Source organism: Streptomyces sp. NPDC100445, from assembly GCF_044759735.1.
Classification (GTDB): Bacteria; Actinomycetota; Actinomycetes; order Streptomycetales; family Streptomycetaceae; genus Streptomyces.
This window is the reverse complement of record NZ_JBIVZV010000005.1, coordinates 216231-238295: the sequence shown is the minus strand read 5'-3', so window position 1 is coordinate 238295 and position 22065 is coordinate 216231. Positions and strand designations below refer to the sequence as shown.

The 22065-nt window shown below is 74.6% G+C and carries 21 protein-coding genes; 7 read left to right on the top strand and 14 right to left on the bottom strand.

From position 1 onward, the window contains the following. Both ACIQVT_RS15200 and ACIQVT_RS15195 read left to right on the top strand, forming a co-directional pair. On the top strand, nt 1-669 hold the full coding sequence (locus ACIQVT_RS15200) for a pyridoxal 5'-phosphate synthase (protein ID WP_403752368.1): 669 nt from the start codon (nt 1-3) through the stop codon (nt 667-669). 96 nt (nt 670-765) lie between these two features. Beyond that, nucleotides 766-1950: a flavin-containing monooxygenase gene (locus tag ACIQVT_RS15195; protein ID WP_403752365.1), complete on the top strand. Its 1185-nt coding sequence runs from the start codon at nt 766-768 to the stop codon at nt 1948-1950. Nucleotides 1951-1998: 48 nt separating this feature from the next. Here the strand turns inward: ACIQVT_RS15195 and ACIQVT_RS15190 are convergent, their stop codons facing one another. Continuing rightward, nucleotides 1999-3306, bottom strand: a complete 1308-nt coding sequence (locus ACIQVT_RS15190; protein WP_403752362.1) for an MFS transporter — start codon at nt 3304-3306, stop codon at nt 1999-2001. A 71-nt stretch (nt 3307-3377) separates the two neighbouring features. Here ACIQVT_RS15190 and ACIQVT_RS15185 point away from each other — a divergent pair, with 71 nt between their 5' ends. Then, on the top strand, nt 3378-4373 hold the full coding sequence (locus tag ACIQVT_RS15185; RefSeq protein WP_403752359.1) for a GlxA family transcriptional regulator: 996 nt from the start codon (nt 3378-3380) through the stop codon (nt 4371-4373). 323 nt (nt 4374-4696) lie between these two features. Here ACIQVT_RS15185 and ACIQVT_RS15180 read toward each other — a convergent pair whose 3' ends face one another. From ACIQVT_RS15180 to ACIQVT_RS15170, 3 genes are all read right to left on the bottom strand, one after another. Continuing rightward, on the bottom strand, nt 4697-5170 hold the full coding sequence (locus ACIQVT_RS15180) for an ATP-binding protein (RefSeq protein ID WP_403752986.1): 474 nt from the start codon (nt 5168-5170) through the stop codon (nt 4697-4699). 556 nt (nt 5171-5726) lie between these two features. Continuing rightward, nucleotides 5727-7175, bottom strand: coding sequence for a maleylpyruvate isomerase N-terminal domain-containing protein (locus ACIQVT_RS15175; protein WP_403752356.1), 1449 nt, complete (start codon nt 7173-7175; stop codon nt 5727-5729). Continuing rightward, nucleotides 7172-7729, bottom strand: a complete 558-nt coding sequence (locus ACIQVT_RS15170) for an RNA polymerase sigma factor (protein ID WP_403752353.1) — start codon at nt 7727-7729, stop codon at nt 7172-7174. Before ACIQVT_RS15170 ends, ACIQVT_RS15175 begins: the two co-directional genes overlap by 4 nt. Nucleotides 7730-8070: 341 nt before the next feature. On the opposite strand from ACIQVT_RS15170, the gene ACIQVT_RS15165 reads away from it, so the two are divergent. Beyond that, a complete protein-coding gene (locus ACIQVT_RS15165; protein ID WP_403752350.1) occupies nt 8071-8445 on the top strand; it encodes an STAS domain-containing protein in 375 nt (124 codons plus the stop codon). Between the two features lie 134 nt (nt 8446-8579). On the opposite strand, the gene purU is transcribed toward ACIQVT_RS15165, so the two are convergent. Both purU and ACIQVT_RS15155 read right to left on the bottom strand, forming a co-directional pair. Then, nucleotides 8580-9464, bottom strand: a complete 885-nt coding sequence (gene purU / locus ACIQVT_RS15160) for a formyltetrahydrofolate deformylase (RefSeq protein WP_403752348.1) — start codon at nt 9462-9464, stop codon at nt 8580-8582. Between the two features lie 61 nt (nt 9465-9525). Then, nucleotides 9526-10026, bottom strand: coding sequence for a hypothetical protein (locus ACIQVT_RS15155; protein WP_403752346.1), 501 nt, complete (start codon nt 10024-10026; stop codon nt 9526-9528). A gap of 117 nt (nt 10027-10143) precedes the next feature. On the opposite strand from ACIQVT_RS15155, the gene ACIQVT_RS15150 reads away from it, so the two are divergent. Continuing rightward, nucleotides 10144-11475, top strand: coding sequence for an ABC transporter substrate-binding protein (locus ACIQVT_RS15150; RefSeq protein ID WP_403752343.1), 1332 nt, complete (start codon nt 10144-10146; stop codon nt 11473-11475). A gap of 39 nt (nt 11476-11514) precedes the next feature. On the opposite strand, the gene ACIQVT_RS15145 is transcribed toward ACIQVT_RS15150, so the two are convergent. Both ACIQVT_RS15145 and ACIQVT_RS15140 read right to left on the bottom strand, forming a co-directional pair. Then, a complete protein-coding gene (locus ACIQVT_RS15145) occupies nt 11515-13200 on the bottom strand; it encodes a hypothetical protein (protein ID WP_403752340.1) in 1686 nt (561 codons plus the stop codon). A 189-nt stretch (nt 13201-13389) separates the two neighbouring features. After that, nucleotides 13390-14775, bottom strand: a complete 1386-nt coding sequence (locus tag ACIQVT_RS15140; RefSeq protein WP_403752337.1) for a transcriptional regulator — start codon at nt 14773-14775, stop codon at nt 13390-13392. A gap of 267 nt (nt 14776-15042) precedes the next feature. On the opposite strand from ACIQVT_RS15140, the gene ACIQVT_RS15135 reads away from it, so the two are divergent. Further along, a complete protein-coding gene (locus tag ACIQVT_RS15135) occupies nt 15043-15708 on the top strand; it encodes a bifunctional DNA primase/polymerase (RefSeq protein ID WP_403752335.1) in 666 nt (221 codons plus the stop codon). Nucleotides 15709-15996: 288 nt separating this feature from the next. Here the strand turns inward: ACIQVT_RS15135 and ACIQVT_RS15130 are convergent, their stop codons facing one another. The 4 genes from ACIQVT_RS15130 to ACIQVT_RS15115 all read right to left on the bottom strand — a co-directional run bounded on the left by ACIQVT_RS15130 (nt 15997) and on the right by ACIQVT_RS15115 (nt 18722). Next, a complete protein-coding gene (locus tag ACIQVT_RS15130) occupies nt 15997-16182 on the bottom strand; it encodes a hypothetical protein (RefSeq protein WP_403752333.1) in 186 nt (61 codons plus the stop codon). Continuing rightward, nucleotides 16179-16802, bottom strand: a complete 624-nt coding sequence (locus tag ACIQVT_RS15125; RefSeq protein ID WP_403752330.1) for a class I SAM-dependent methyltransferase — start codon at nt 16800-16802, stop codon at nt 16179-16181. Before ACIQVT_RS15125 ends, ACIQVT_RS15130 begins: the two co-directional genes overlap by 4 nt. A 57-nt stretch (nt 16803-16859) precedes the next feature. Further along, a complete protein-coding gene (locus ACIQVT_RS15120; RefSeq protein ID WP_403752327.1) occupies nt 16860-17753 on the bottom strand; it encodes an alpha/beta fold hydrolase in 894 nt (297 codons plus the stop codon). A gap of 276 nt (nt 17754-18029) precedes the next feature. Continuing rightward, entirely contained in the window at nt 18030-18722 is a 693-nt protein-coding gene (locus tag ACIQVT_RS15115) for a metal-dependent transcriptional regulator (RefSeq protein WP_392198919.1), read from the bottom strand. Between the two features lie 214 nt (nt 18723-18936). On the opposite strand from ACIQVT_RS15115, the gene ACIQVT_RS15110 reads away from it, so the two are divergent. After that, nucleotides 18937-19692 carry an SIS domain-containing protein gene (locus ACIQVT_RS15110; protein ID WP_403752323.1) on the top strand — a complete coding sequence of 252 codons (756 nt, stop codon included), beginning with the start codon at nt 18937-18939 and terminating at the stop codon, nt 19690-19692. Here the strand turns inward: ACIQVT_RS15110 and ACIQVT_RS15105 are convergent. Both ACIQVT_RS15105 and ACIQVT_RS15100 read right to left on the bottom strand, forming a co-directional pair. Then, nucleotides 19680-21119, bottom strand: coding sequence for a PAS domain-containing protein (locus tag ACIQVT_RS15105; RefSeq protein ID WP_403752320.1), 1440 nt, complete (start codon nt 21117-21119; stop codon nt 19680-19682). The two genes, ACIQVT_RS15110 and ACIQVT_RS15105, sit on opposite strands and share 13 nt — an antisense overlap. 113 nt (nt 21120-21232) lie before the next feature. Continuing rightward, nucleotides 21233-21691 carry a GNAT family N-acetyltransferase gene (locus ACIQVT_RS15100; protein WP_403752317.1) on the bottom strand — a complete coding sequence of 153 codons (459 nt, stop codon included), beginning with the start codon at nt 21689-21691 and terminating at the stop codon, nt 21233-21235. Nucleotides 21692-22065 lie beyond the last annotated feature (374 nt).

Sequence of the window (22065 nt, the reverse complement as noted above, 5' to 3'; positions counted from 1 at the left end):
ATGGCACAAAAGGACCTCCACGCACTCCTCCGCTCGCTGCGCGTCTGGGACCCCGGGGTGACCGAGCTGCGCCCCTTCGACCCGGACACGGCGCCCCCGACCCCGCTGACCCTGTTCACGGACTGGTTCGCGGAGGCGGTCGCGGCGGGGCAGCCGGAGCCGCACACCATGTCGCTGGCGACCGCGGACGAGGAGGGCCGGCCGGACGCGCGCATCGTGATGCTGCACGGCGCCGACGCGGACGGCTGGTCCTTCGCGACCCACGCCACCAGCCGCAAGGGCCGCGACCTGGACGCCCGTCCGTACGCCGCCCTCACCTTCTACTGGCCGGCGCTCGGCCGGCAGGTCCGGGTGCGGGGGCCGGTGGCGGCGGCGCCGGCGCCCGAGGGCCAGGCCGATCTGCACGCCCGTTCCACCGGCGCGCTGGCCGCCGCGCTGACCGGGCGGCAGAGCGAGGAGCTGTCCTCGGTGGCGGAGCTGCGGGAGGCCTCGGAGGCGGCGTGGGAGCGGGCGCGGGAGCACCCGGACGAGCCGTCACCGACCTGGACGCTGTACCGGGTCCGCCCGGAGACGGTGGAGTTCTTCCAGGGCGACGCCCGCCGGCAGCACGTCCGGCTGGAGTACCGGAGCACGGGCTTCGGCTGGAGCCGGGTCCTGCTCTGGCCCTGAGGGCCGGGACGGGATGGTCCGGTCCGTGATCAATCCGCAACCGATTGTGGGCTTGACCGAGACCCATCAACCTGGTGGGTGATTACGCTCCCGCTCATGGCCGTCTCCCGTCCCGCCCCCGTCCCCCTCCCGCCCACCCCCGCCGACCGCCCGGTCTACGTCATCGGCGCGGGTCCGGGCGGCCTGGCCGTCGCCCACGCGCTGCGGGCCCGGGGCGTGCGGGCCGTGGTGCTGGAGAGGTCCGACCGGGTGGCCTCCTCCTGGCGCCGGCACTACGACCGGCTGCGGCTGCACACCACCCGGAGGCTGTCCGCGCTGCCCGGCCTCGCCTTCCCGCGGCGGTTCGGACGCTGGGTGGCCCGGGACGACGTGGTGCGCTACCTGGAGAAGTACGCCGAACACCACCGTCTGGAGATCGTCACCGGGGTCGAGGTGCACCGCGTCGAGCCGACCGGGGACGGCGGCTGGCTGCTGCACGCCTCCGGCGGGCGGGAGCTGACCGGCACCGCGGTGGTCGTCGCCACCGGCCACAACCACACCCCGCGCGTCCCCGACTGGCCCGGCCGCGAGACGTACACCGGGGAGTTCCTGCACGCCGGCGAGTACCGCGCCCCCACGCCGTACGCCGGCCGGGACGTGCTCGTCGTCGGCATCGGCAACACCGGTGCCGAGATCGCCGTCGACCTGGTGGAGGGCGGAGCCGCGCGGGTGCGGCTGGCGGTGCGCACGGTGCCGCACATCCTGCGCCGCTCGACCCTCGGCTGGGCCGCCCAGTACACCGGGGTGCTGGTCCGGCGGCTGCCGGTGCGGCTCGTGGACCGGCTGGCCGGACCGGTGACCCGGCTCAGCACCCCCGACCTGTCGGCGCACGGGCTGCCGCGCCCGGACACCGGCCTGTACAGCAGGGTGCGGCAGGGCGCGATCCCGGTCCAGGACGTCGGCCTCGTCGACGCCGTGCGCCGGGGCCGGGTGGAGATCGTCGCCGCGGTGGAGGCGTTCGAGGACGGCAAGGTGGTCCTGGCCGACGGCGGCCGCATCACGCCCGACGTGGTGATCGCGGCGACCGGGTACGTCCGGGCGCTGGAGGGGCTCGTCGGGCACCTCGGGGTGCTGGACGAGCACGGGCGGCCGGTGGCGCACGGCGGCCGCACGCCCGCCGGGGCGCCCGGCCTGTACTTCACCGGGTTCACCAACCCGATCAGCGGGATGCTGCGGGAGCTGGCCCTCGACGCGCGCCGGATCGCCCGGGCCGTCGCGAAGGGCCTGCCCGCCCGGGGCTGAACCGGCCGGGGCCGACCCGCCCGGGGCTGACCCGGCCGGACGGCGTCCTCACGCGACGGCCGGCAGGGCGGCCGGCCGGCGGCGGATCACCAGGGACATCAGGGCCGCCGCCGCGCACAGGGCACCGCAGGCGTACCAGACCGGGTCGTAGGAGCCGAGGACGTCGTGGGCGAGGCCGCCGAGGTAGGCGACGAGAGCGGCACCGACCTGGTGGGAGGCGAGCACCCAGCCGAACACGATGGCGCTGTCCTCGCCGAACCGTTCGCGGCACAGGGCGAGGGTGGGTGGCACGGTGGCCACCCAGTCCAGGCCGTAGAAGACGACGAAGAAGAGCATCGGCGGATGCAGGGCGGGACCCAGCAGCATCGGCAGGAAGAGCAGCGACAGGCCGCGCAGGGCGTAGTAGACGGCGAGCAGGCGGCGCGGTTCGAACCGGTCGGTGAACCACCCGGAGGCGATCGTGCCGACGACGTCGAACACGCCGATCACCGCGAGCAGCGAGGCCGCCGTCGTCACGGGCATCCCGTGGTCGTGCTCGGCGGGCACGAAGTGGGTCTGGACCAGGCCGTTGGTGGAGGCGCCGCAGATCGCGAAGGTGCCGGCGAGCAGCCAGAAGGTGCCGGTGCGGGCGGCCGCGGACAGGACGGCCAGCGTGCGGCGGGCGGCGCCGGTGACGGGCGGCGGCTTGGGCACGAACTCTCGTGCCCCGTACGGCATCTCGCCCACGTCGGCCGGGTGGTCGCGCAGCAGCAGCCAGACGAAGGGGACCACGGCGAGGGCGGCCAGGGCGACGGTCACCGCGGCGGGCCGCCAGTGGTGCCGTTCGACGATCCGGGACAGCAGCGGCAGGAAGATCAGCTGTCCGGAGGCGGAGGCCGCGGTGAGGATGCCGCTGACCAGGCCGCGCCGCTCGGTGAACCAACGGTTGGTGACGGTCGCGGCGAAGGCCAGCGCCATGGAGCCGGACCCGAGACCGACCAGCAGGCCCCAGCACAGCCACAGTTGCCAGGGCGCCGTCATCCACACGGTCAGTCCGGAACCGGCCGCGATCACGGTGAGCGCGACGGCGACCACGCGCCGGATGCCGAAGCGGTCCATCAGCGCGGCGGCGAAGGGCGCGGTGAGGCCGTACAGCGCGAGATTGAGGGAGACGGCCGCGCCGATCGTCCCGCGCGACCAGCCGAACTCCTGGTTCAGCGGGTCGATGAGCAGGCCGGGCAGGGAACGGAAGGCCGCCGCGCCGATGATCGTGACGAAGGTGACGGCGGCGACGAACCAGGCGCGGTGCACCCGGCGGCGCCGGGTGGGCGGGGCCTGGACGGGGGCGGGGGCGGGGGCTGGGGTTGTCCGAGTCACGTCACCCAGCCTCGGGTTCCCGCCCGTGCGCGACGAGTGGCCCGAGGGACAGCCTTCGCTAGGATCGGGCCATGACCGTCGCAGGTGACTTCCGGCCGCACCGGGTCGCCGTCCTCGCCCTGGACGGCCTGCTCCCGTTCGAACTCGGCATCCCGCACCGGATCTTCGGCCGCCCGCGGGACGCCGAGGGGCGGCAGCGGTACGAGGTGGTGACCTGCTCGGTGCGACCGCCCGGCCCGGTCGAGACGGACGCCGACTTCGCGGTGCACGTCGCCCACGGCCCGGAGGCGCTGGCCACGGCCGACACGGTGATCGTCCCGGCGTCGTACGAGCGCGGCCCGGTCCACGACGAGGGCCGGCTCACCGACGAGCTGGCCGCCGCCCTCGCGCGCATCCGCCCCGGCACCCGCCTGGCCTCCATCTGCACCGGCGCCTACGTCCTGGCCGCCGCCGGCCACCTCGACGGCCGCCCGGCGACCACGCACTGGGCCCACGCGGAACACCTCCAGCGACTGTTCCCCCGGGTGCGGGTCGACCCGGACGTGCTGTTCGTCGACGACGGCGACGTGCTGACCTCGGCCGGGGTGGCCGCCGGCATCGACCTGTGCCTGCACATGGTCCGCCGCGACCTCGGCACGGCCGCCGCCAACGAGGTCGCCCGGAGCATGGTCGTACCGCCCCACCGGGACGGCGGCCAGGCCCAGTACATCCACCGTCCGGTCCCCGACCCGGGGCTGGCCACGACGGCCGCCGCCCGCGCCTGGGCGCTCGGCCGGCTGCACGAGCCGATCCAGCTGCGGGACATGGCCGGGCAGGAGGCCATGTCGGTGCGCACGTTCACCCGCCGCTTCCGGGAGGAGGTCGGGGTCAGCCCCGGCCAGTGGCTCACCCGGCAACGCACGGAACGCGCCCGGCACCTGCTGGAGTCCACCGGTCTGTCCATGGACCGGGTGGCGCGGGAGGCGGGTTTCGGCACGGCTCAGTCGATGCGGCAGCACCTCCTGCGGGTGCTCGGGGTGACGCCGACGGCGTACCGGCGGACGTTCCGGGCGGGGGGCGGCGCCTGATCCCGGCCGGGGGATCGTCCCGCCGGGTGGCGGAGTTCTGTCCACAGCCTGTGGAGGAGCGGGGCGCCGTGTGCCGGGAGCGGGCGGGCACGGTTGGCGGCGCGCCCCCCGCGCGTCCCGCGCGCGCCGCCCTCCGACGCGACCCGCGCTCGACGAGGGCCGCCGTCACCCGGGCCCTCGCCGTCCCCTCGCGGCGGACCGACGCCCACCAGCCTGATCAGCCGGCCGGCGCACGTCAACGCCGTTACGGGCGGCGGCGGTCCCCATCCTGTGCGCGGACCCCGCGCACGGGTGCACCACCGGCGCACCACGGCGCGGGCGGACTACACCGCCTCGAACGCGAAGCCCTCGTACGCGGACAGTGCGCCCCCGTACGCCGTCGCGACGTTGTCCCGTGGCTTCGAACAGCGGTCCAACTCGCACCAGATGCTCTTCCCGGCGCCGTCGGGACTCCAGCCCCAGCGATCGGCGAGGCAGTCCACGAGGGCCAGGCCGCGGCCGCCGGTGGCGTCGTCGCCGGCACAACGGGCCACGGGCGCGCGGGAACTGGTGTCGGCCACCTCCACCCGTACCGTGGCCGACGTGCCGCGTCCGGCCACCGGGCCGGGCAGGCACAGGCGCAGCACGGCCGGCCGGCCGGTGTGCACCACGGCGTTGGTCACCAGCTCGGAGACGAGCAGGATCAGCGTCTCGGCCAGCGGTTCGTCGGCCGTTATCCCCGACCCGGCGAGCCGCGAGCGGGCCCACTTCCTGGCCCGTCCCACCTCCGCGGGGTCGGGCCGGATCTCCAGCTGCACTTGAAGCACCTGCACCGCTCACACCATCCGAACCGGCGGACACATGACCCCGCGCCGGCCGCGCGTCACGGCGTCAGCCGCGGCGGCGATCACGACGAGGGCCACGATCGTAGCCATTTCTTGCATGGCCAGGACAACGGCCAGAGCAAGGGTCACGTTGTGTGACTCCCTTGCGAGACAGCATGGTTGACGTACAGTCACCCCAACAAGCGCTTCGGGCATATTCCCGCGCGAAGGAGTACGCGTGCGGCATACTGTGCGACGCTCGTGCCGGGGAGTCGAACATGCGGCGGCCGGAGGCCCGACCGCCCTGTCAGCGGCGGCGCGCACCGCACGGCCCGGCTTCGCCCCAGGGGCATCACCGGCCCGGCTCGTCCGCGCAGCCACTCGCATCCCACACAAGGTACCCGAGCGGGCGGCCGACTCCAGGCCGTGACAAGTCGCGGTATGGACACAACCCGGTATCAACGCTCTGTGATGTCAGCGCGCCACGATCCGCGACATCACAGGCCAAAGCTTTTGGGCGGGCGCACGGTGGTTCCCCGGCGCGCCTCGGTCACATCCTGCTCAGGCTCGCCGTGGCGAAGAGTACGTCCCTGATCGCCCGGCGGTCGCCGTGCTGCCCCGCCGCCGCCTCCTCCGGCGAGAGGTGACCCGCGGCCAGCTGGCAGAACTCCACGCCGTCCAGGGCGACATGGGCCACCTCGTGGTCGGCGGAGCCCACCGCCGCCGGTGAGTCGAGGGGAATCAGCCACTCCCCGCCCGCGGCGCCCTCGATCTCCAGGCGCAGACTGCGTCCGGGGGCGCCGGCCGCCACCAGGTGGGGTGTCGGGCCGTCCGGCACGGACAGACCCGCGCGGCGGCGTTCGGCCAGCACCACCGGCAGCAGCCGGGCCGCGAGGTCGATCATGCGGTTGAGGTGCTGCGCGGCCGGCGGCTCGTACGGGTAGTGCACCGCCTCCGCGATGTCCGCGGCGTGCACCCAGCACTCGAAGGCGCGGTCCAGCATCGCGTCGTGCAGGGGCAGGGCGAAGCCGCCGTACGCCACCGGCAGTCCGCCGGCATGGCTGCCCGTGAAGGACACCGTCCGCACCAGGCTGTGGCTCTGCTCGCGCCACGGTCCGCGGACCGCGCGGGTCGGCGGGAAGCGGGAGGCCCGCCAGTACGCCTCCGTGCGCCCGGCCGGGCCGCCGGCGCCGTCCTTGGGCCCGGGCGCGGCGGGGAGCGGGTCCTCCAGGCCGAGCGCCGTCGCGACCAGCCCGTCGACCGACAGCAGGTGCGCGATGACCCCGGCGACGGTCGTACGGCGGCTCGTCGGCCGGTCCGCGTCGAACCAGCGCAGCCGCACCGGCGCGTGCCACTCGGCGTCACCGAAGTCCTGGAGCAGCGCGTCCAGGCGGGCGGTCTCGGCGTCGTAGGGCACCGCCCAGTCGGGCACCGGGATGCGCGGCGGCCGGCGGCTCAGGCAGTTCCGCAGGACACGGTTGCGCAGTGCGGGGTTCAGGTCGAGGCTCTCCGGCTGGTGCAGCAGGCCGACCGCCTCGCGCAGCCGGCGGGCCTCGTCGGCGCAGCCGCCGCAGTCACCCAGGTGTTCCTCGACGGCCGCGGTCTCCGCCGCCGAACAGGCGGCCAGCGCCCAGGCGCCGAGGAGCGACTTCAGGACGCCGTGCGAGAGGGCGGCCGGTGCGGGCTCCGGCTCCACCGGGCCGGCGAGGAGGGGCAGCGCGTGCCCGCCGTCCTCGACGGAGAGGCGGGGCGTGGGTATCCGGGGCTGCCGGGCGGGGCCCGGGGCGCCGGTGCCGCGGGACGCGCTCCCGGCGCCGCCGCCGGTGCCTGTGGGGCCGGTGCCTGTGGGGCCGGTGCCCGTGCCGTCGGGGGCCGGGTGCGCCGGGTCCGTCCCGGCGGCGCCGTGCGCCTGTTCGCCGTCGATCTCGCGGGCGTGCCGGTCCTCCGCCGCGCCGTCGTCGCGCCCGTCGTGCGCCTCGGACCGGTCCGCGCCGCTCACGGCGCACCTCCGTGTTCCGGCGGGGTGCCGGCGTCGTGGGCGGTGGACAGCAGTTGGAGTCCGAGGCGGAGCCGGCGGCGCGCCTCCTCCTCGGTGACGCCGAGGTCGGCCGCGGTCTGGCGGTAGTCGCGGCGCCGGGAGTAGGCGAGGTCCAGGGCGTCGCGCAGCGGGGCCGGCATGGAGTGGACGATGTAGTCGGCGCGGGCGGCGACCGAGGCGCGGCGGACGGTGTCCTCCAGTTCCGCGGGCCGGGGCCCCTCCCGCTCCTCCCGGTCGCGCAGCCGCCGGACGGCGGCCCGGTGGGTGAGGCCGGCGATCCAGGTGCGCAGGGGCCCCTGTCCGGGGTCGTAGGTCTCGGGGTGTTCCCAGACGTGGGCGAAGACCTCGCGGGTGACGGCGTCGGCGGCGTCGTCGGCGCCCAGGACGCGGTGGGCGAGGCCGTGCACCAGGGAGGCGAACCGGTCGTACAGCTCACCGAGGGCCGCGGCCTCACCGCGGGCGAGCCGCTGTTGCATCTTCCGGTCCCAGCGGGGTGGTACGTCCTTCCCGGCCATTCCGTCCCCTCCCTCGCGTGTGCCCGGCCCGACCAGCCTGTCGTCCCTGCCGTCCCGAATGTAGTCGGCACGTCCGACAGTGCACGCCCCGTTGTGTCGATGTGCGCCCCCCGGAGCACCGCAGGTGATAGTGCCCCCTTCACACATCCTTCACGCCCGACGCGGGTGACTCTGATCGAACATGATCGGCGATGACCGAAACAAGAGCATTGTTGATCACCTACCGTTTACCGCTTCGCGTTTCAGGGAACGGCCGGTGGGCAGCCGCCCGGAAGCAAACGTAGGAACTGCTTCCGTTTTTGGGCGGTTCCGGGAGATCCGGCGGACGGAGGGGCAGGGCCGTGGCATTCAACGTGACCGGCGGCGAACGGGGGGAATGGGCCGTGCTCCGGGTCTCCGGGGAACTGGACCTGATGACCTCGCCGGTGCTGCGCCAGCGGGTGCACGACGTCGTGGCCGAGGGACACCACAGCCTGGTCGTGGACCTCTCCGACGTCTTCTTCTGCGATTCCAGCGGAGTGGGCGTGCTGATCGCCGCCCGTCGGCTGATCCGCTCCTGCCAGGGCCGGCTCCGGCTGATCCTGCCGGACCGGGGCGCGGAGGACGGCTCGCACGTCAACCGTGTCCTGGGCGCGCTCGGCGTGCGCCGCCTGTTCGACGTCCGCGCCGACCTCGACACGGCGACCACCGACGAGGCCGGACCCCTCTCCGCCTGAACACCCCGCAGGACGGCGGCAGCGCGGGCCGGCCCCATCACCCGCCGTCCGGTACCCGGCGCCCGCGCGGCGCTCCCCCGCCGTCCGGTGACCGGCGCCGGGCGGTGACCGCCGCCGGGTGACCGCGGCGCGCGTCAGGCGAAGACGACCGTCCGCCGGCCGTTGAGCAGGATCCGGCGCTCGGCGTGCCACTTCACGGCCCGCGCCAGCGCCTGGCACTCCACGTCCCGCCCGACGGCCACCAGCTGGTCCGGCGTCACGTCGTGCCCGACCCGCTCGACCTCCTGCTCGATGATCGGCCCCTCGTCGAGGTCCGCGGTGACGTAGTGCGCCGTCGCCCCGATCAGCTTCACGCCCCGCGCGTGCGCCTGGTGGTACGGCTTCGCGCCCTTGAAGCTCGGCAGGAAGGAGTGGTGGATGTTGATGATCCGCCCGCTGAGCCGCTTGCAGAGGTCGTCCGAGAGGACCTGCATGTAGCGGGCGAGGACGACGAGTTCGACGTTCTCCTCGCGGACGATCTCGAGCAGCCTGGCCTCGCCCTCGGCCTTGTTCTCCCTGTTCACCGGAATGTGGTGGAAGGGGATGTTGTACGAACCCACCAGTTCCTGGAAATCGGTGTGATTCGAGACCACGCCGACGATCTCCACGGGCAGCGCCCCGGTCCGCGCCCGGAACAGCAGATCGTTCAGGCAGTGCCCGAACTTGCTCACCATCAGCAGGATGCGCATCTTCTGGTCGGCCCGGTGGATCTGCCACTCCATGTGGAAGGAGTCACCGATCGCGGCGAAGCTCGCGCGCAGCTTCTCCACCGTCACCGGCGCCTCGGCCGAGAAGTGGACGCGCATGAAGAACAGACCCGTGTCGTGGTCGCCGAACTGCTGGCTGTCCTCGATGTTGCAGCCCGTCATGAACAGGTAGCTGGACACGGCGTGCACAATGCCCTGCTTGTCCGGGCACGAGAGGGTGAGGACGTACTGGTCGGCCGGCGCGGCGGCCGAGGAGGCGGACTGCTCGTTCATGCCCCACAGGGTCCCACACCGGCGGCCCCCCGCCCCCGGCCGTCCGCCAGCCGGACCCGCGCTACGCGCTGCGGGTCTGGATGCGCAGGACGTCCAGGCTCTTCGGCGGCGCCTCCGGGTCGTCGCCGTCGCTCACCGACATCCGCACGTGCGCGTCGCGCGCCGCCCGCACCGCCTCGGGCCACCCGGGGTGCTCCAGGTACACGGAGACCGGCGCGTCCGGTCCGACCTGGTGCATGATCCGCAGCACCCGCAGCACGGCGGTGTCGACGAGCGCCGCCTCCTGCGAGTCGCGGAAGACGGTGCCGACGTACTTCTCCGCGGACCAGTTGTCCAGCCAGGTGTCCTCCACCAGCCGGTACACGGCGTCGGTGACGTCACCGAAACCGTCCAGGCCGGCCAGCCAGACGTCCCGCTGGAACACCGGGTCGGAGAGCATGTGCAGCGCCGAGCGCACGTTGCTGCGCCACCGCCACCACGGCATGTCGTTCAAGGGCATGCCGCCCATGGTGGAGGAGCGACGGCCGCGACGGGAAGTGTTCTCCGAACCTTGCACGGTCATCGATCGTACGTTCCGCCCGCCGCCGCCCCCACCGGCCCCCGCAATTCATCCCGCCGTCACCGTTTGTCGACCATGAGTCACGCCAGGGTTGGCGGTGTGAGGGAATCGTGTGTGCGCATGACCGGCAGGCGACGTACCCGCAGCACCCTTCCTCCCGCACCGTCCCGTGCTGTCAGAGCCACCGTCCTCGCGGCGGCCGCCATGGCCCTGTGTACGTCACTGACCGCCGCGTGCGGGGTCGTCCCCGGTGCCACGGGGGGCTCCGGGGACGACCCGATCAAGGTGATGACCTGGGCCCCGCAGGGCACCGACGCGACCAACAAGCCCGGCATGCCGGCGATGGCCCGCGCCTATGCCCGCTGGATCGACGCGCACGGCGGTATCCACGGCCGCCGGCTCCAGGTGCTGACCTGCAACGACCACAACGACAGCGTGGGCGCCGCCAAGTGCGCCCGGCGGGCGGCGGACGAGGACGTCGTCGCGGTCGTCGGCTCCTACAGCCAGTTCGGCGACTCCTTCCTCGCCCCGCTGGAGGGCGCCGGCATCCCCTACATCGGCGGCTACGGCGTCACCAACGACGAGTTCACCGGCTCCATGTCCTACCCGGTCAACGGCGGCCAGCCCGCCCTCCTGGCCGGCCTCGGCGAGGCGCTCGCGGACAGCTGCGGCACCGTCGCGCTGGTCCGCCCCGACAGCATCGCCGGCGACCAGCTGCCGGCGATGCTCGACTCGGGACTGCGGGTGGGCGGCCACCCCGACGCCGGCGACCAGCTCGCCGCGGAGGACGCCACCGAGTACGGCGGGCAGGCCGAGCGGGCGCTGCGCCACGCCACCCGGGCCGCGGCCCCGGCACGGACGGGCTGTGTGGTGCCGGCGCTCGGGGACCGCACGGACACCTTCATGGACTCCTTCCGGCGGGCCCGCGAGGACTTCCCGCGCGTGCGCACGGCAACCGTGCTGGGCAGCGTCGACCAGACCGTGATCGATGCCACCGGCGGGGCGTCGGGACCGTACGAGGGCGCCTACATCACCGGCTGGTACCCGGTCGCCTCCGACCCGCGGTGGGACCCGATGAAGAAGGTCATCAACGAGGAGGCCTTCGGTGACAACCGCATCGACCCGGCCGACGCCGGCGTGCAGACCACCTGGATCGCCTACACCGTCCTCAAGGCCGTGCTGGAGCGGATCGGTGACGGCGAGGTGAGCGCCGACACCGTGCGGCACACCCTCGGCGGCGGCCTGCGCGTCTCCACCGGCGGTCTCACCCCGGCCCTGCGCTGGCCCTACGAGAGCAGGCTCGCCGCGGTCGGCCTGCCCCGGCTGGTCAACGCCGACGTCACCCTCCAGGTCGTCCGGGACGGCCGGCTGGTCGCGGCCCGCCGGGCCACCGGCAAGGACAGCGGCAGCACGGACATGACATCGGTCCTGGAACACGTGGACGTGCCGTGACGGGCCCGGCGGCCGGGACCCGTCCCGGCCGCCGGGCGGTCACAGCTGGGTGGGCTGGCGCCGGGTCAGGCCGTACTTCGTCGCGATCGCGTTCCACAGCGCCGCCGCCTTCGCCTTCTGCGCGGTGGCGGTGCCGCTCTCCCGGTTGCCGGCCTGCGTCTCACCGGTGGTCCGGGCGTGCCCCTTGTGGCACACCTTGCGGTTCTTGGCCTGGTCGGCCCAGGCCGCGTAGTGGTTGTCGGCCGCGGCGGACGCCTGCCAGGCCTTGGTCAGGGCGTCCCTGAGCTGACCCTGGGCGTGGAGCTTGTCCGTGGACAGCCCGCCGAGCCGGGTCACCAGCCCGGCGCGCTGCTTGGCCGCGTCCCGCAGGTCGGCGGCGGCCCGGTCGAGGTCGCCGCACCGCCGGACGTCGGTGACCGCCTGGATCACCGAGGCGCGGCTGCCACCGCTGTCCGCGAGCAGTTTGTCCAGGTCGACCGCCTGCTGTCGGGCCGGGTCGACGGTGGGGGAGGCGGAGTTCTGGGTGGCGGGGGGCGCGGTGGCGGCCGTCTTGTCGTCGGTGCCCCCGTCCTTGTCCCCGCCGGTGCTGAGCAGCGCGCCCGCGCCCACGCCGATCACGACGAGTCCGATGCCGACGGCGGCGATCAGCGGCAGGCGCGACCGGCCCCCGCGCCGCCCGCCCCCGTCGCCGTCATCCGCGGCATGGCCGTACGACGGCGGTGCCGGGCGGTACGGCGCCTGCGCCGGGCCGGGGTGGGCGCCGGGCACGCGCGGGAGCTGCTGGGTGGAGCCGGCCGGGCCGTCGTCGCCGGCCGGACCGCCGCGGAAGAGGTTGTCGAACTCGGCGGGCGGCTGCCGCTCCGCACCCGCCGCCTGTGCCTGGGCCTGTGCCTGTGCCTGGGCGGCGTAGGGCGGGATGTACTGCGTGGCCTCCGCGTCGGAATGCGCGGGAGCCTGCGGACGCGGTCCCTGACCGAGGTACCGCGTCTGCTCACCGGCCGACTCGGGCGGCACCGGGGGGAGGTACTGGGTGGCGGCCTGGTCGGCGGGGGCCGCCTGGACCGGCGGCAGGTACTGGGTGGCGCCCTCGTCGGCGGGACCGGCGGGCACCGGCGGGAGGTACTGGGTGGCGCCGTCGGCCGTGGGCGGCAGCGGGGCACCCGCCGGGTAGCCGGCGTCCGGCACCGCGGGCGGCAGCGGGGCGCCGGGCGCGGACTGCGGCGGGTACTGCTGGGGGTGTTGCTGGGGCTGCCCGTAGGGGTCGGGAGCGCCGTACGCGGGCTGCTGGGGTGCGCCGTAGCCGCCGTTCTGCGGACCGCCGTACTGCTGTCCACCCTGCCCGCCGTAGTACTGCGCGTCCGGGCCGGCCGGAGCGCCGTACGACGGGGTCCCGCCGCCGGAGCCGTACGACGGGGTCTGTTGGCCGTACGACGGGGCCGGGGCGCCCTCGGGGGGCAACGGGCCGGGGTTCCCGGCGGCCGGGGGCTGCGGGCCGGCACCGTCCTGGGCGCCCCACTGCGGGGCCGCCGGGGGCAGTCCCTGGCCCTGCTGGCCCTGCTGGCCCTGCTGGCCCTGCTGCCCCCATGCCTGCCCGCCGGCCGGGGCCGCGGGTGCGGGCGTTCCGGTCGTGCCCGGCAACAAGGGCTCGCCTCCGTCGGAGGGCAGCACGATGCCTTCGCGCGCGGGCCGCGCCGAGGGCTCCTCGCCCTGTCCACTCTGCGTCACCGGGACTCCTACTAATGGGGGACCTTGTGAATCGTCGGCTCACGCTACCGGGTCCCCCGAGCCGGGTGCCACGCAGCTCAGGACGCAACCTCCTTTCCTGTGACGGCGGTAACAGCGGCGTCCCGCGACGGCGCCGGGTGGGTGCCCGGCGCCGTTCGCCGTCCGTTCACCCGCCGGCCGGGCGGGTGTTCACGCGGCCTGCGGCAGTTCCAGGCGCGCCCCGAACTCCCGCACCACCGCCTCGTCCCCGAACGGCTCCAGCCGCTGCTGGAGGTCGTCGAGGTACTCGGCGCCCCGGTTGGACCGCAGGGTCTCCAGCAGCTCGACCGCCTTCATGCCCGTGGTGCAGGCCTGTTCGATCTCGCGCTGCTGCACCTGGGCCGTGGCCAGCAGCACGTAGCCGATGGCGCGCCGGCGGGCACGGGACTCCGGGTGCCCGGTCAGCGACTGCTCGGCGTACCGTGCCGCCTGCTCCGGCTGTCCCAGGTCACGGTGGCAGTGCGCCAGCTCGTCGGCGAGGTACGCCTCGTCGAAGTGCCGGATCCACACCGGGTCGTCACCGCGGGAGCCGTCCGCCCGCTCCATCGCGGCGACCGCCCGCCCGGTGGACGCCTGCGCCGCGCGCACGTCGCCGAGGAGGGCGTGCCCGCGCGCCTCGGCCGCGTGGAACATCGCCTCCGCGCGCGGGGTCACCTGCCCGCGCGCCCCTTCCTGGGCCGCCCGCGCCAACTGGGCGATCTCGCGCGGGTTCCCGAGCTGCGCGGCGAGGTGGCTCATGGAGGCGGCGAGGACGTAACCGCCGTAACCGCGGTCCCCGGCGGCCTGGGCGAGCCGGAGCGACTGGATGTAGTACCGCTGGGCGAGGCCCGGTTGGCCGGTGTCGACCGCCATGTACCCGGCCAGCTCGGTCAACCGGGCGACGGCCGCGAACAGTTCCCGCCCGACGGCCTCCCGGTAGGAGCCGGCGAGCAGTCCCGAGACCACGCTGTTCAGATAGTGCACGACGACCGGGCGCACGTGCCCGCTGCCGTACTGGTGGTCGAGGTCGGTCAGCGACTGGGTCATGGCCCGTACGGCGGCGACGTCCGACTGGCCCACGCGCGGGCCGGCCTGCCGGGCCACCTGGGCGTCCGGTGCCGAGATCAGCCAGTCGCGGCTCGGTTCGACCAGCGCGGAGGCGGCGACGGAGGAGCCGGACAGGAAGTCCCGGCGCCCCACGTCGCTGCGCCACAGCTCGCAGACCTGCTCGATGGCTCCCAGTACCGTCGGCGAGAACTGGAGGCCGACCCCCGAGGCGAGGTTCTTGCCGTTGGCCATGCCGATCTCGTCGATCGTGACCGTACGGCCGAGCTTGCGCCCGAGCGCCTCGGCGATGATCGCCGGCGCCCGGCCCCGCGGCTGCTGGCCGCGCAGCCAGCGGGCCACGGACGTCTTGTCGTAGCGCAGGTCGAGACCGTGCTCGGCCCCGCACATGTTGACCCGCCGGGCCAGCCCGGCGTTCGAGCACCCCGCTTCCTGGATGAGTGTCTGGAGGCGTTCGTTCGGCTGCCTCGCCACGAGCGGCCTTGCGGCCATGTGCTACCCCCTGCGTTGCGATCCCCTGGAGCGTGAAGTTCAGGCCGGGAAGATCACTGCCCAGCTGACATACCGTCAATGCACGACATGTGCGTTTTGCCGGGGTAACGACGGTTGCCCTCCCCCTTCCTGGCTACCCACCCCACGTCTCGCTTCCTCCCGCGCGCCCCCGCACGTGCACCCATGCGCCCCGACTGCCGGACCGGTGCTCCTCCCCCGCGCGCGCCGGAGCCGTAACCCCGGGTGGGTGAGGGAGTTGAGAGGGACGTGGAAGAGACGATCGCGGGCGCCCAGGACACTCAGACTGCCGGTCACGTTCCGCAGCAGCGGGGGGAATCGCTGCTGGAGACCGCCGTGCGGTACGCCGAGGACCGGCACTGGGACGTGGTTCCGGGGAGCTGGCTGGAAGCGGTCGACGGGGTGCCGCACTGCTCGTGCCGGGACTTCTCCTGTCCTGCGCCGGGTGCGCACCCCGCGCGCCCCGACTGGGCGGACCGGGCGACCGGCAGCGCGACCGTCGTGCGCCGGATGTGGCAGGAGCAGCCGACGGCGTCGATCCTGCTGCCGACGGGACGGACGTTCGACACGCTGTCCGTCCCGGAGAGCACGGGGTTCCTGGCCCTCGCCCGGATGGAGCGGATGGGACTGACGCTCGGGCCGGTCACGCTGACCCCCGACCGGCGGATGCACTTCTTCGTGCTGCCGGGCGCCGGTGCGAAGGTCCCGGACCTGGTGCGGAAGCTCGGGTGGTCGCTGTCCTCGCTGGACCTCCTCGCGCTGGGCGAGGGCGCGTACGTGGCCGCGCCGCCGACCCGGGTCGGCTCCCGGGGTGCCGTGCAGTGGGCCCGCCGGCCCACCCCGGCGAACCGCTGGCTGCCGGACGCGGAGGAACTGATCTCCCCGCTCACCTACGCCTGCGGCCGGGACCGCTGACCCCGACCGGTCCGTCCCGGGCATCACGCCGGGCGGCCGCGGGCTACGGGGGAACGATGCCGATCCCTCCCGGGGCGGACCGGTGGCACCCTGCGCCCGATCCGGCGGGCCGCGCCGGGTCGGACCCCGCCGGGCCCGGCCGGACCGCGACGGGCCGGGCCACGCCGCCCCGCGCCGCGCCGGGCCGCCCCGGTGGGGATCGTCTCGGGTCAGGGGTGTCCGGTGTCGGTGTTCGTGGAGTGGGGCCCTGTCGTTTCCCGGGGAGTCGGGGTCGGCGGGGTGTGTCGGTCAGGGGCGGCGGGTGGTCAGTACGCGTAGCCGGAAGTGGCAGTCCAGGTGTGCGCCAGTGGGGGCGCGGGTGAGGAAGGACCGCTCCAGCGCGGCCAGCGCCTCCGCGTCCAGCGCGGCGAGGTCGTACATGCCGGACAGTGCCCGCCAGACCCGCTCGGGCGGCCCGCCCAGGTCGACCGTCACCGTCTCCCACTGGGGCTCGCCGGTGAAGCCGGCCGTGGTGAGCAGCGCTCCCAGCGACTCGGGTCGCGGGCCCGGCGGTCGCCCAGCGCCGGCATCCTGCGGTCGGCGGGCGCCCCGTCGACCGCAGGATGCAGCAGCTCGGTGAACAGCTCGTACGCCGTCCCACCACCGCCGGCGCCGATGGCGCAGGTCAGCAGGGCGCCCGGGGCCAGCACCCGGGACAGTTCGGCGAGGACCTGGTCCAGGTCGGCCATCAGCATCAGCGCCATGTGCGAGACGCAGGCGTCGAACGCGCCGGTACGGAACGGGAGCCGCTGCGCCCGGGCCTCCACCAGCGCCGTCCCGGACAGCGCCGGCCGGCGGCGGGCCAGGGACAGCGACCGGTGCGAGAGGTCGGCCCCGGCGAGCTCGCGGCCCGGGGCGCCGGCCAGCAGCTCCAGCAGCAGGCCGTCACCGCAGCCGAGGTCCAGGACCCGCCGGCGGCCGGTGACACGGTCCCGCAGGGCCTCGTAGCCGGTGCGGGCGCCGGCGGCGCGGGCCGCGGCGAACACCTCGGTGGTCACCGCCGGCCGTTCGGCGTGGAACGCCCTGAGGAAGTCCTCCTGGGTCCGGGTGCTCATGCGGGATCCTCACTGTGGGGACGGGCGGGCGGCCGCCCGGGGACGAGAGGTGACCGGTCAGCCGGTGAGGACGCGGCCGAGGAAGGGTTCGACCGCGGCGCGCCAGGATTCCGGGTGGTCGTAGTGGGCGAGGTGGCCGGCGTCGGGCACCTCGGCGTAGACACCGCGGGGCAGGACCCGGACCATCTCCTGGGCCTCGGCGCGGCCGAGTTCGCCGTCGAGGCCGCGGACGACGAGCGCGGGGCACCGGACCTGGGCCAGTTCCTCCCAGTGGGCGTCGTACACCCAGGCCTCGCGGGAGCTGAGCATCTGCTCCGGCTCGAAGACCGGCCGCCAGCCGTCCTCGCACTCACGCATCACCTCGGCGTAGAACGCCCCGCGCGCGGGGTTCGGCCGCTCCACCCAGGGGTCGTGCTCGCCGAACCAGGCCCGGACGTCGGCGAGGCTGGCGAAAGGCAGGGGCCAGGACCGGAACCATTCGGTCCATTCGCGTTGGGAGGCGGCGCCGAGCGCGGAGGCCCGCATGTCGCAGATGATCAGCCCGCGCACCAGGTCGGGGCGTTTGGCGGCGAGCTGCCAGGCGGTGAGGGCGCCCATGGCGTGGCCGACGAGGAGGACCGGGCCGAGACCGAGCTGTTCGACGGCGGCCTCGGCGTCCTCGACGTAGGCCTCGCGGGTGTAGGCGGCCGGGGCGGGCTTCTCGCTCCGGCCGTGGCCGCGTTGGTCGAGGGCCACGGCGCGGTGGCGCCCGGCGAGCCAGCGGGCGGTGGCCGCCCAGTGGGAGGCGCGGCCCATCAGGCCGTGGAGTAACAGCACGCCCGGAGTGTCCGGTTGCGCCTCCGCGCCCGGCTCCCCCGCCGGCTCCCGCGGGCCCGGCTTCGGAGGGTCCGCGAACTCCCAGGCGGCCAGGCGCACTCCGCCCGCTCCCGTCACGTCGATACGCCCTGCCATCGGCCTGGTACCCCCCAGCTCCGCCTGCCTCGTCGTCCAGTTGTTCCAAGCTATCGAATACTTATTCGAAAACTCCGTCTCTGCGGACAACACCCCTCATTCGAGTGACGCCCCCCAAGGAATGATCGCCACGGCCGAGGGGATCTCTTCTGTCAGGAGGCGGACCGCTCGGGGAAAAACGGTCCGAGGGGAAATGACCCTGGGAGCTCGGGGCTCCGGGTCAGCACAGGGGAGGACGGACCCCGGCGCCGCACGGCGCCGGGGTCCTCTCCCGTCTCAGCGCTTGGCCACGAACACATGGGAGGCGACGTCCGCCTCCAGCTCGGCCGCCTCGCCACCACTGCCCACCAGCACGCCGCCCGGCGACTCGGTGACGCTCACCACCGAACCGGGCTGCACGCCCGCCCGCCGCAGCGTGTACATCAGCTGCGCGTCCGTCTGGATGGGCTCACCGATGCGGCGCACGACGACCGTCTTGCCGTCCGTGCCCGGGTCCAGGTCGGCCAGCGACACCATGCTCTCGTCGAGGAACGCCTCCGCCCCGTCCTTCTCGCCCAGCTCCTCCAGGCCCGGGATGGGGTTGCCGTACGGCGACTCGGTCGGGTGCCGCAGCAGCTCCAGCACGCGGCGCTCCACCGCCTCGCTCATCACGTGCTCCCAGCGGCACGCCTCCGCGTGCACCTGCTCCCACTCCAGGCCGATCACGTCCACGAGGAGGCATTCGGCCAACCGGTGCTTGCGCATCACGCGCGTCGCCAGCCGGCGCCCCTCGTCCGTCAGCTCCAGGTGCCGGTCGCTGGCCACGGAGACCAGGCCGTCGCGCTCCATCCGCGCCACCGTCTGGCTCACCGTCGGCCCGCTCTGGTCCAGCCGCTCCGCGATGCGGGCGCGCATGGGGACTACGCCTTCCTCTTCGAGTTCGAGGATGGTGCGGAGATACATCTCCGTGGTGTCGATCAGTCCGGACATACGTGCCCCTCGATTACCTCAGCCGGCAGCCCGACGCGTGCGCTGGCCCTGGACCCAATTCTGCCGGATCCCACTGACAAGCGTGCGGCGCCGCCGAAACGGGAGCCCGCCCGGTCCCGGACGGGACCGGCACCGGCGCCGTCGGCCGTATTGACACCGCACTGGTCCAGACCGCACGGTGATCCGCGACACAGACGCTGCGAAGGGGCACCGCATGAGCGACGGCACGCCTGCCGACCTGTTCTTCGACGCCGCCGCCGGCCTGCTGCGCCGGGTCCGGGACGAGGAGGCCGGCGCGATCACCGCCGCCGGCGCCCTGCTCGCCGACACCGTCGCGGCCGGTGGCCGCCTGTTCGCGTTCGGCGCCGGACACTCCTCCCTCGCCGCCCAGGACGTCGTCTACCGCGCGGGCGGCCTGGCCCTGATGAACCTGCTCGCCGTCCCCGGTGTCGTCGGCGTGGACGTCATCCCCGCCACCCTCGGCTCCGCCCTGGAGCGCGTCGACGGCCTCGCGGGCGCCGTCCTCGCCACCTCACCGGTCCGCGCCGGCGACGCCCTGCTGATCATCTCCCTGTCCGGCCGCAACGCGCTGCCCGTGGAGATGGCCCTGGGCGCCCGGGCCCGCGGTGTGAAGGTCATCGGCGTGACCTCCGTCGCCTACGCCACGGACACCACCTCCCGGCACGCCTCCGGCACCTTCCTGAAGGACCACTGCGACATCGTCCTCGACTCCAAGATCGCCGTCGGGGACGCGGAACTCACCCTCGACACCATCCCGGCGGCCTTCGCCCCCGCCTCCACGGTCGTCACCACCGCCCTCGTGCAGGCCGTGATGGCGACCGCCGCCGCGGCCCTCGCCGAACGCGGCCTCGAACCGCCGCTGCTGCGCTCGGGCAACGTTGACGGCGGACACGACTGGAACACCCGGGTGATGGACGAGTACGGCGACCGGATCTTCTACCGTCGCTGAGCCGGTCCCCGCTCCTCCGGCCGCCCCCGCAGCGCCTCCGCCAGGTCCAGGGCCGCCGCGATCCGTACGGCCACGTCCTCCGCGTAGGCCGTGTCGGACCGCTCGAAGCGGTGGCGGCCGGCCCCGCGCAGGAACGTCACCACGCCCAGCGTCCGCCCCCGGCTGCGCAGCACCGCGCAGAGCGCGTGCACCGCGTCGCCGGGCCACCGGCGCTCCAGCGCCCACTCCCGCGCCTTCTCCGCCGGCACCGACCCGGCGTCCGCGCGCACGATCCCGGCCCGATCCACGCACTGGAGCGCCGGATGCCCCTCCGCGTACCGCACGGGCAGTCCGGCCGCGCCCGTCGGCACGCTCGGGCCCGGCGCGCCGGCGGGCGTGGCGGCGACCCGTACCAGCCGGACCGGACCCTGCGTCCCCTCGCCCTCCGCGTCCGGGCCGCCCGTGTCGGGGCCGCCCGCCACCCGGTCGACGAGCGCGTGGTCGGCGAAGCCGGCGAGGGCGAAGTCCAGGTGGACGGTGGCCGCCTCCGCCGGGTCGTCGCACTCGGCCGCGGCCCGGGCCGCCCGGTGCAACTGGTTGGCCCGGAACCGCAGCAGGGCGGTCTCCTGCTCGCCCTGCCGGGCCTCGGTGACGTCCTGGAACAGCCAGGCCACGCCGAGCGGCACCGGCTCCTCCGCGAGGGGGGAGGCCAGCCGCAGGAACCCGCTGCGCCAGCAGCGCCGTTTCTCGCCCTCCGGGGTGCGCACGCCGACCCACAGGTCGGCGGGGGCGGGCGGTGCCCCCTCGGCCAGGACGTGGGTGAGGGCGGCCTCCAGTTCCTCCACACCCCGCCCGAGCAGCTCGCCCAGCGGACGCCCCAGCACCGAGGTCCGCCCCACGCCCAGGGCCCGCGCCGCGTGCGCGTTGACCACGGCGGGCCGCAGGTCGGCGTCGACCAGGACGACCCCCCAGGACGCGTTCTCGAAGAGCGCCTCGCTCAGCGCGATGGACCGCTCCAGGTCGATCTGCGCGTGCACCTCGCTGAACGCGCAGTACACGCCCGCCGGTTCACCGTCGGGTCCCCGTACGGCGGCGGACTGGGTCCGCACCAGCACCCGGCCGCCGTCCTTGGTCACCAGCGCGAACTCGTGCACCTGGCGGCCGGGCGCCCGCATCACCGACATCAGCCGGGCGTGCACGTCCTCGGCGTCGGCGCTGCGCACCGCCCAGCCGGCGAAACCGTGCCGGCCGACCGCCTCGCCGGCTGTCCAGCCGAGGATGCGCTCGGCCTCCCGGTTCCAGTGGGTGACCACGCCGTCGGCGTCGAAGGCGCACAGGGCCGCGTCCATGCCGTCCAGCAGCGCGGCGAGCAGGTCGGAGCCCTGGGGCTCACCGGGCTCGTCCGGCCCCAGCTCGTCCGTGGTCCCACTCCGCCGCGAAGCACTCACCTGGACCCCCTGGAGGCTGCGTCCGCGCACGTACGGCGCTCGGTCCGCTCACTGGCCTTCATTCAACTGGAACGTGACACAGCCCACATCCTGTTCCCGCAAGATTGCGGCAATCAATCCCCGGGGCCGCCCGGCGGGAGCCGCAGATCCACCCACTCGTCCGGCGCCCCCTCCAGCACGTACCGCTCGACCTCCACGAACCCCTGGCGCAGCGCGAACCGCAGCCCGTCCTCGTTAGCCGCGAGCACGCACGTCTCGATCACCTCGGCGCCCAGCGCGCGCGCCCGCGCGTGCCCGTCCTGCCACATCGCCGTGCCGAACCCGCGCCCCCGGAAGGCGGGCAGCACGCGCGCGATGACGGTCGCCACGCCGTCCGGGCCGGACGGGGGGCGGACGGTGGAACACCCGACGATCACGTCGCCGAGATAGGCGTTGGTCAGCCGGTACCACTCCCGTCGCCTGCGGGCGTCGTCCGGGGACAGCGCGGCGGGGGGTACGACCGCGTTGTGGACGTACAGCCAGTGTTCGAGCATGTCGTCGCCGTCGACAGGGACGATCCGAAGTCCGGTCACGCAAGCACGTCTACCATCCGTGCCTCCCGCCTGTCAGGGGAAACTCCCGTCCCGGGAAGGTTCCGCGGTCCCGGCGCGCGGACCCGTGGAAAAAACAGTTGAGTCCGCCGGCCTCGCCTTCTTAAGGTGGGGGGCACGTAGGAAAGGAGGTGATCGGGTACATGAGTGAAACCCGGACGCGCGAGGTGGCTGCGGGCTAGCGGCCCGCCACCACACCCAGTGCGGTGCCGGACCGGCGTGTACTCCACGCGGCCGGCCAATCCAACGCAGTCACCCGACCCGCGGGCTGCCGGTACGTCCGGCCGGCTCCTCCCTGAGGAACCCAGCCCGCGGGTCGTCCGCGTTCCCGGCGCCCCGGTCCCCCCACGCCCCGC

What these genes read in the sequence shown, in the direction of transcription:
- ACIQVT_RS15200 (WP_403752368.1), top strand. Translation starts at nt 1, where the DNA reads ATGGCACAAAAGGACCTCCACGCACTCCTCCGCTCGCTGCGCGTCTGG.
- ACIQVT_RS15195 (WP_403752365.1), top strand. Translation starts at nt 766, where the DNA reads ATGGCCGTCTCCCGTCCCGCCCCCGTCCCCCTCCCGCCCACCCCCGCC.
- ACIQVT_RS15185 (WP_403752359.1), top strand. Translation starts at nt 3,378, where the DNA reads ATGACCGTCGCAGGTGACTTCCGGCCGCACCGGGTCGCCGTCCTCGCC.
- ACIQVT_RS15170 (WP_403752353.1), bottom strand. Translation starts at nt 7,729, where the DNA reads ATGGCCGGGAAGGACGTACCACCCCGCTGGGACCGGAAGATGCAACAG.
- purU (WP_403752348.1), bottom strand. Translation starts at nt 9,464, where the DNA reads ATGAACGAGCAGTCCGCCTCCTCGGCCGCCGCGCCGGCCGACCAGTAC.
- ACIQVT_RS15155 (WP_403752346.1), bottom strand. Translation starts at nt 10,026, where the DNA reads ATGACCGTGCAAGGTTCGGAGAACACTTCCCGTCGCGGCCGTCGCTCC.
- ACIQVT_RS15150 (WP_403752343.1), top strand. Translation starts at nt 10,144, where the DNA reads ATGACCGGCAGGCGACGTACCCGCAGCACCCTTCCTCCCGCACCGTCC.
- ACIQVT_RS15140 (WP_403752337.1), bottom strand. Translation starts at nt 14,775, where the DNA reads ATGGCCGCAAGGCCGCTCGTGGCGAGGCAGCCGAACGAACGCCTCCAG.
- ACIQVT_RS15125 (WP_403752330.1), bottom strand. Translation starts at nt 16,802, where the DNA reads ATGAGCACCCGGACCCAGGAGGACTTCCTCAGGGCGTTCCACGCCGAA.
- ACIQVT_RS15120 (WP_403752327.1), bottom strand. Translation starts at nt 17,753, where the DNA reads ATGGCAGGGCGTATCGACGTGACGGGAGCGGGCGGAGTGCGCCTGGCC.
- ACIQVT_RS15115 (WP_392198919.1), bottom strand. Translation starts at nt 18,722, where the DNA reads ATGTCCGGACTGATCGACACCACGGAGATGTATCTCCGCACCATCCTC.
- ACIQVT_RS15110 (WP_403752323.1), top strand. Translation starts at nt 18,937, where the DNA reads ATGAGCGACGGCACGCCTGCCGACCTGTTCTTCGACGCCGCCGCCGGC.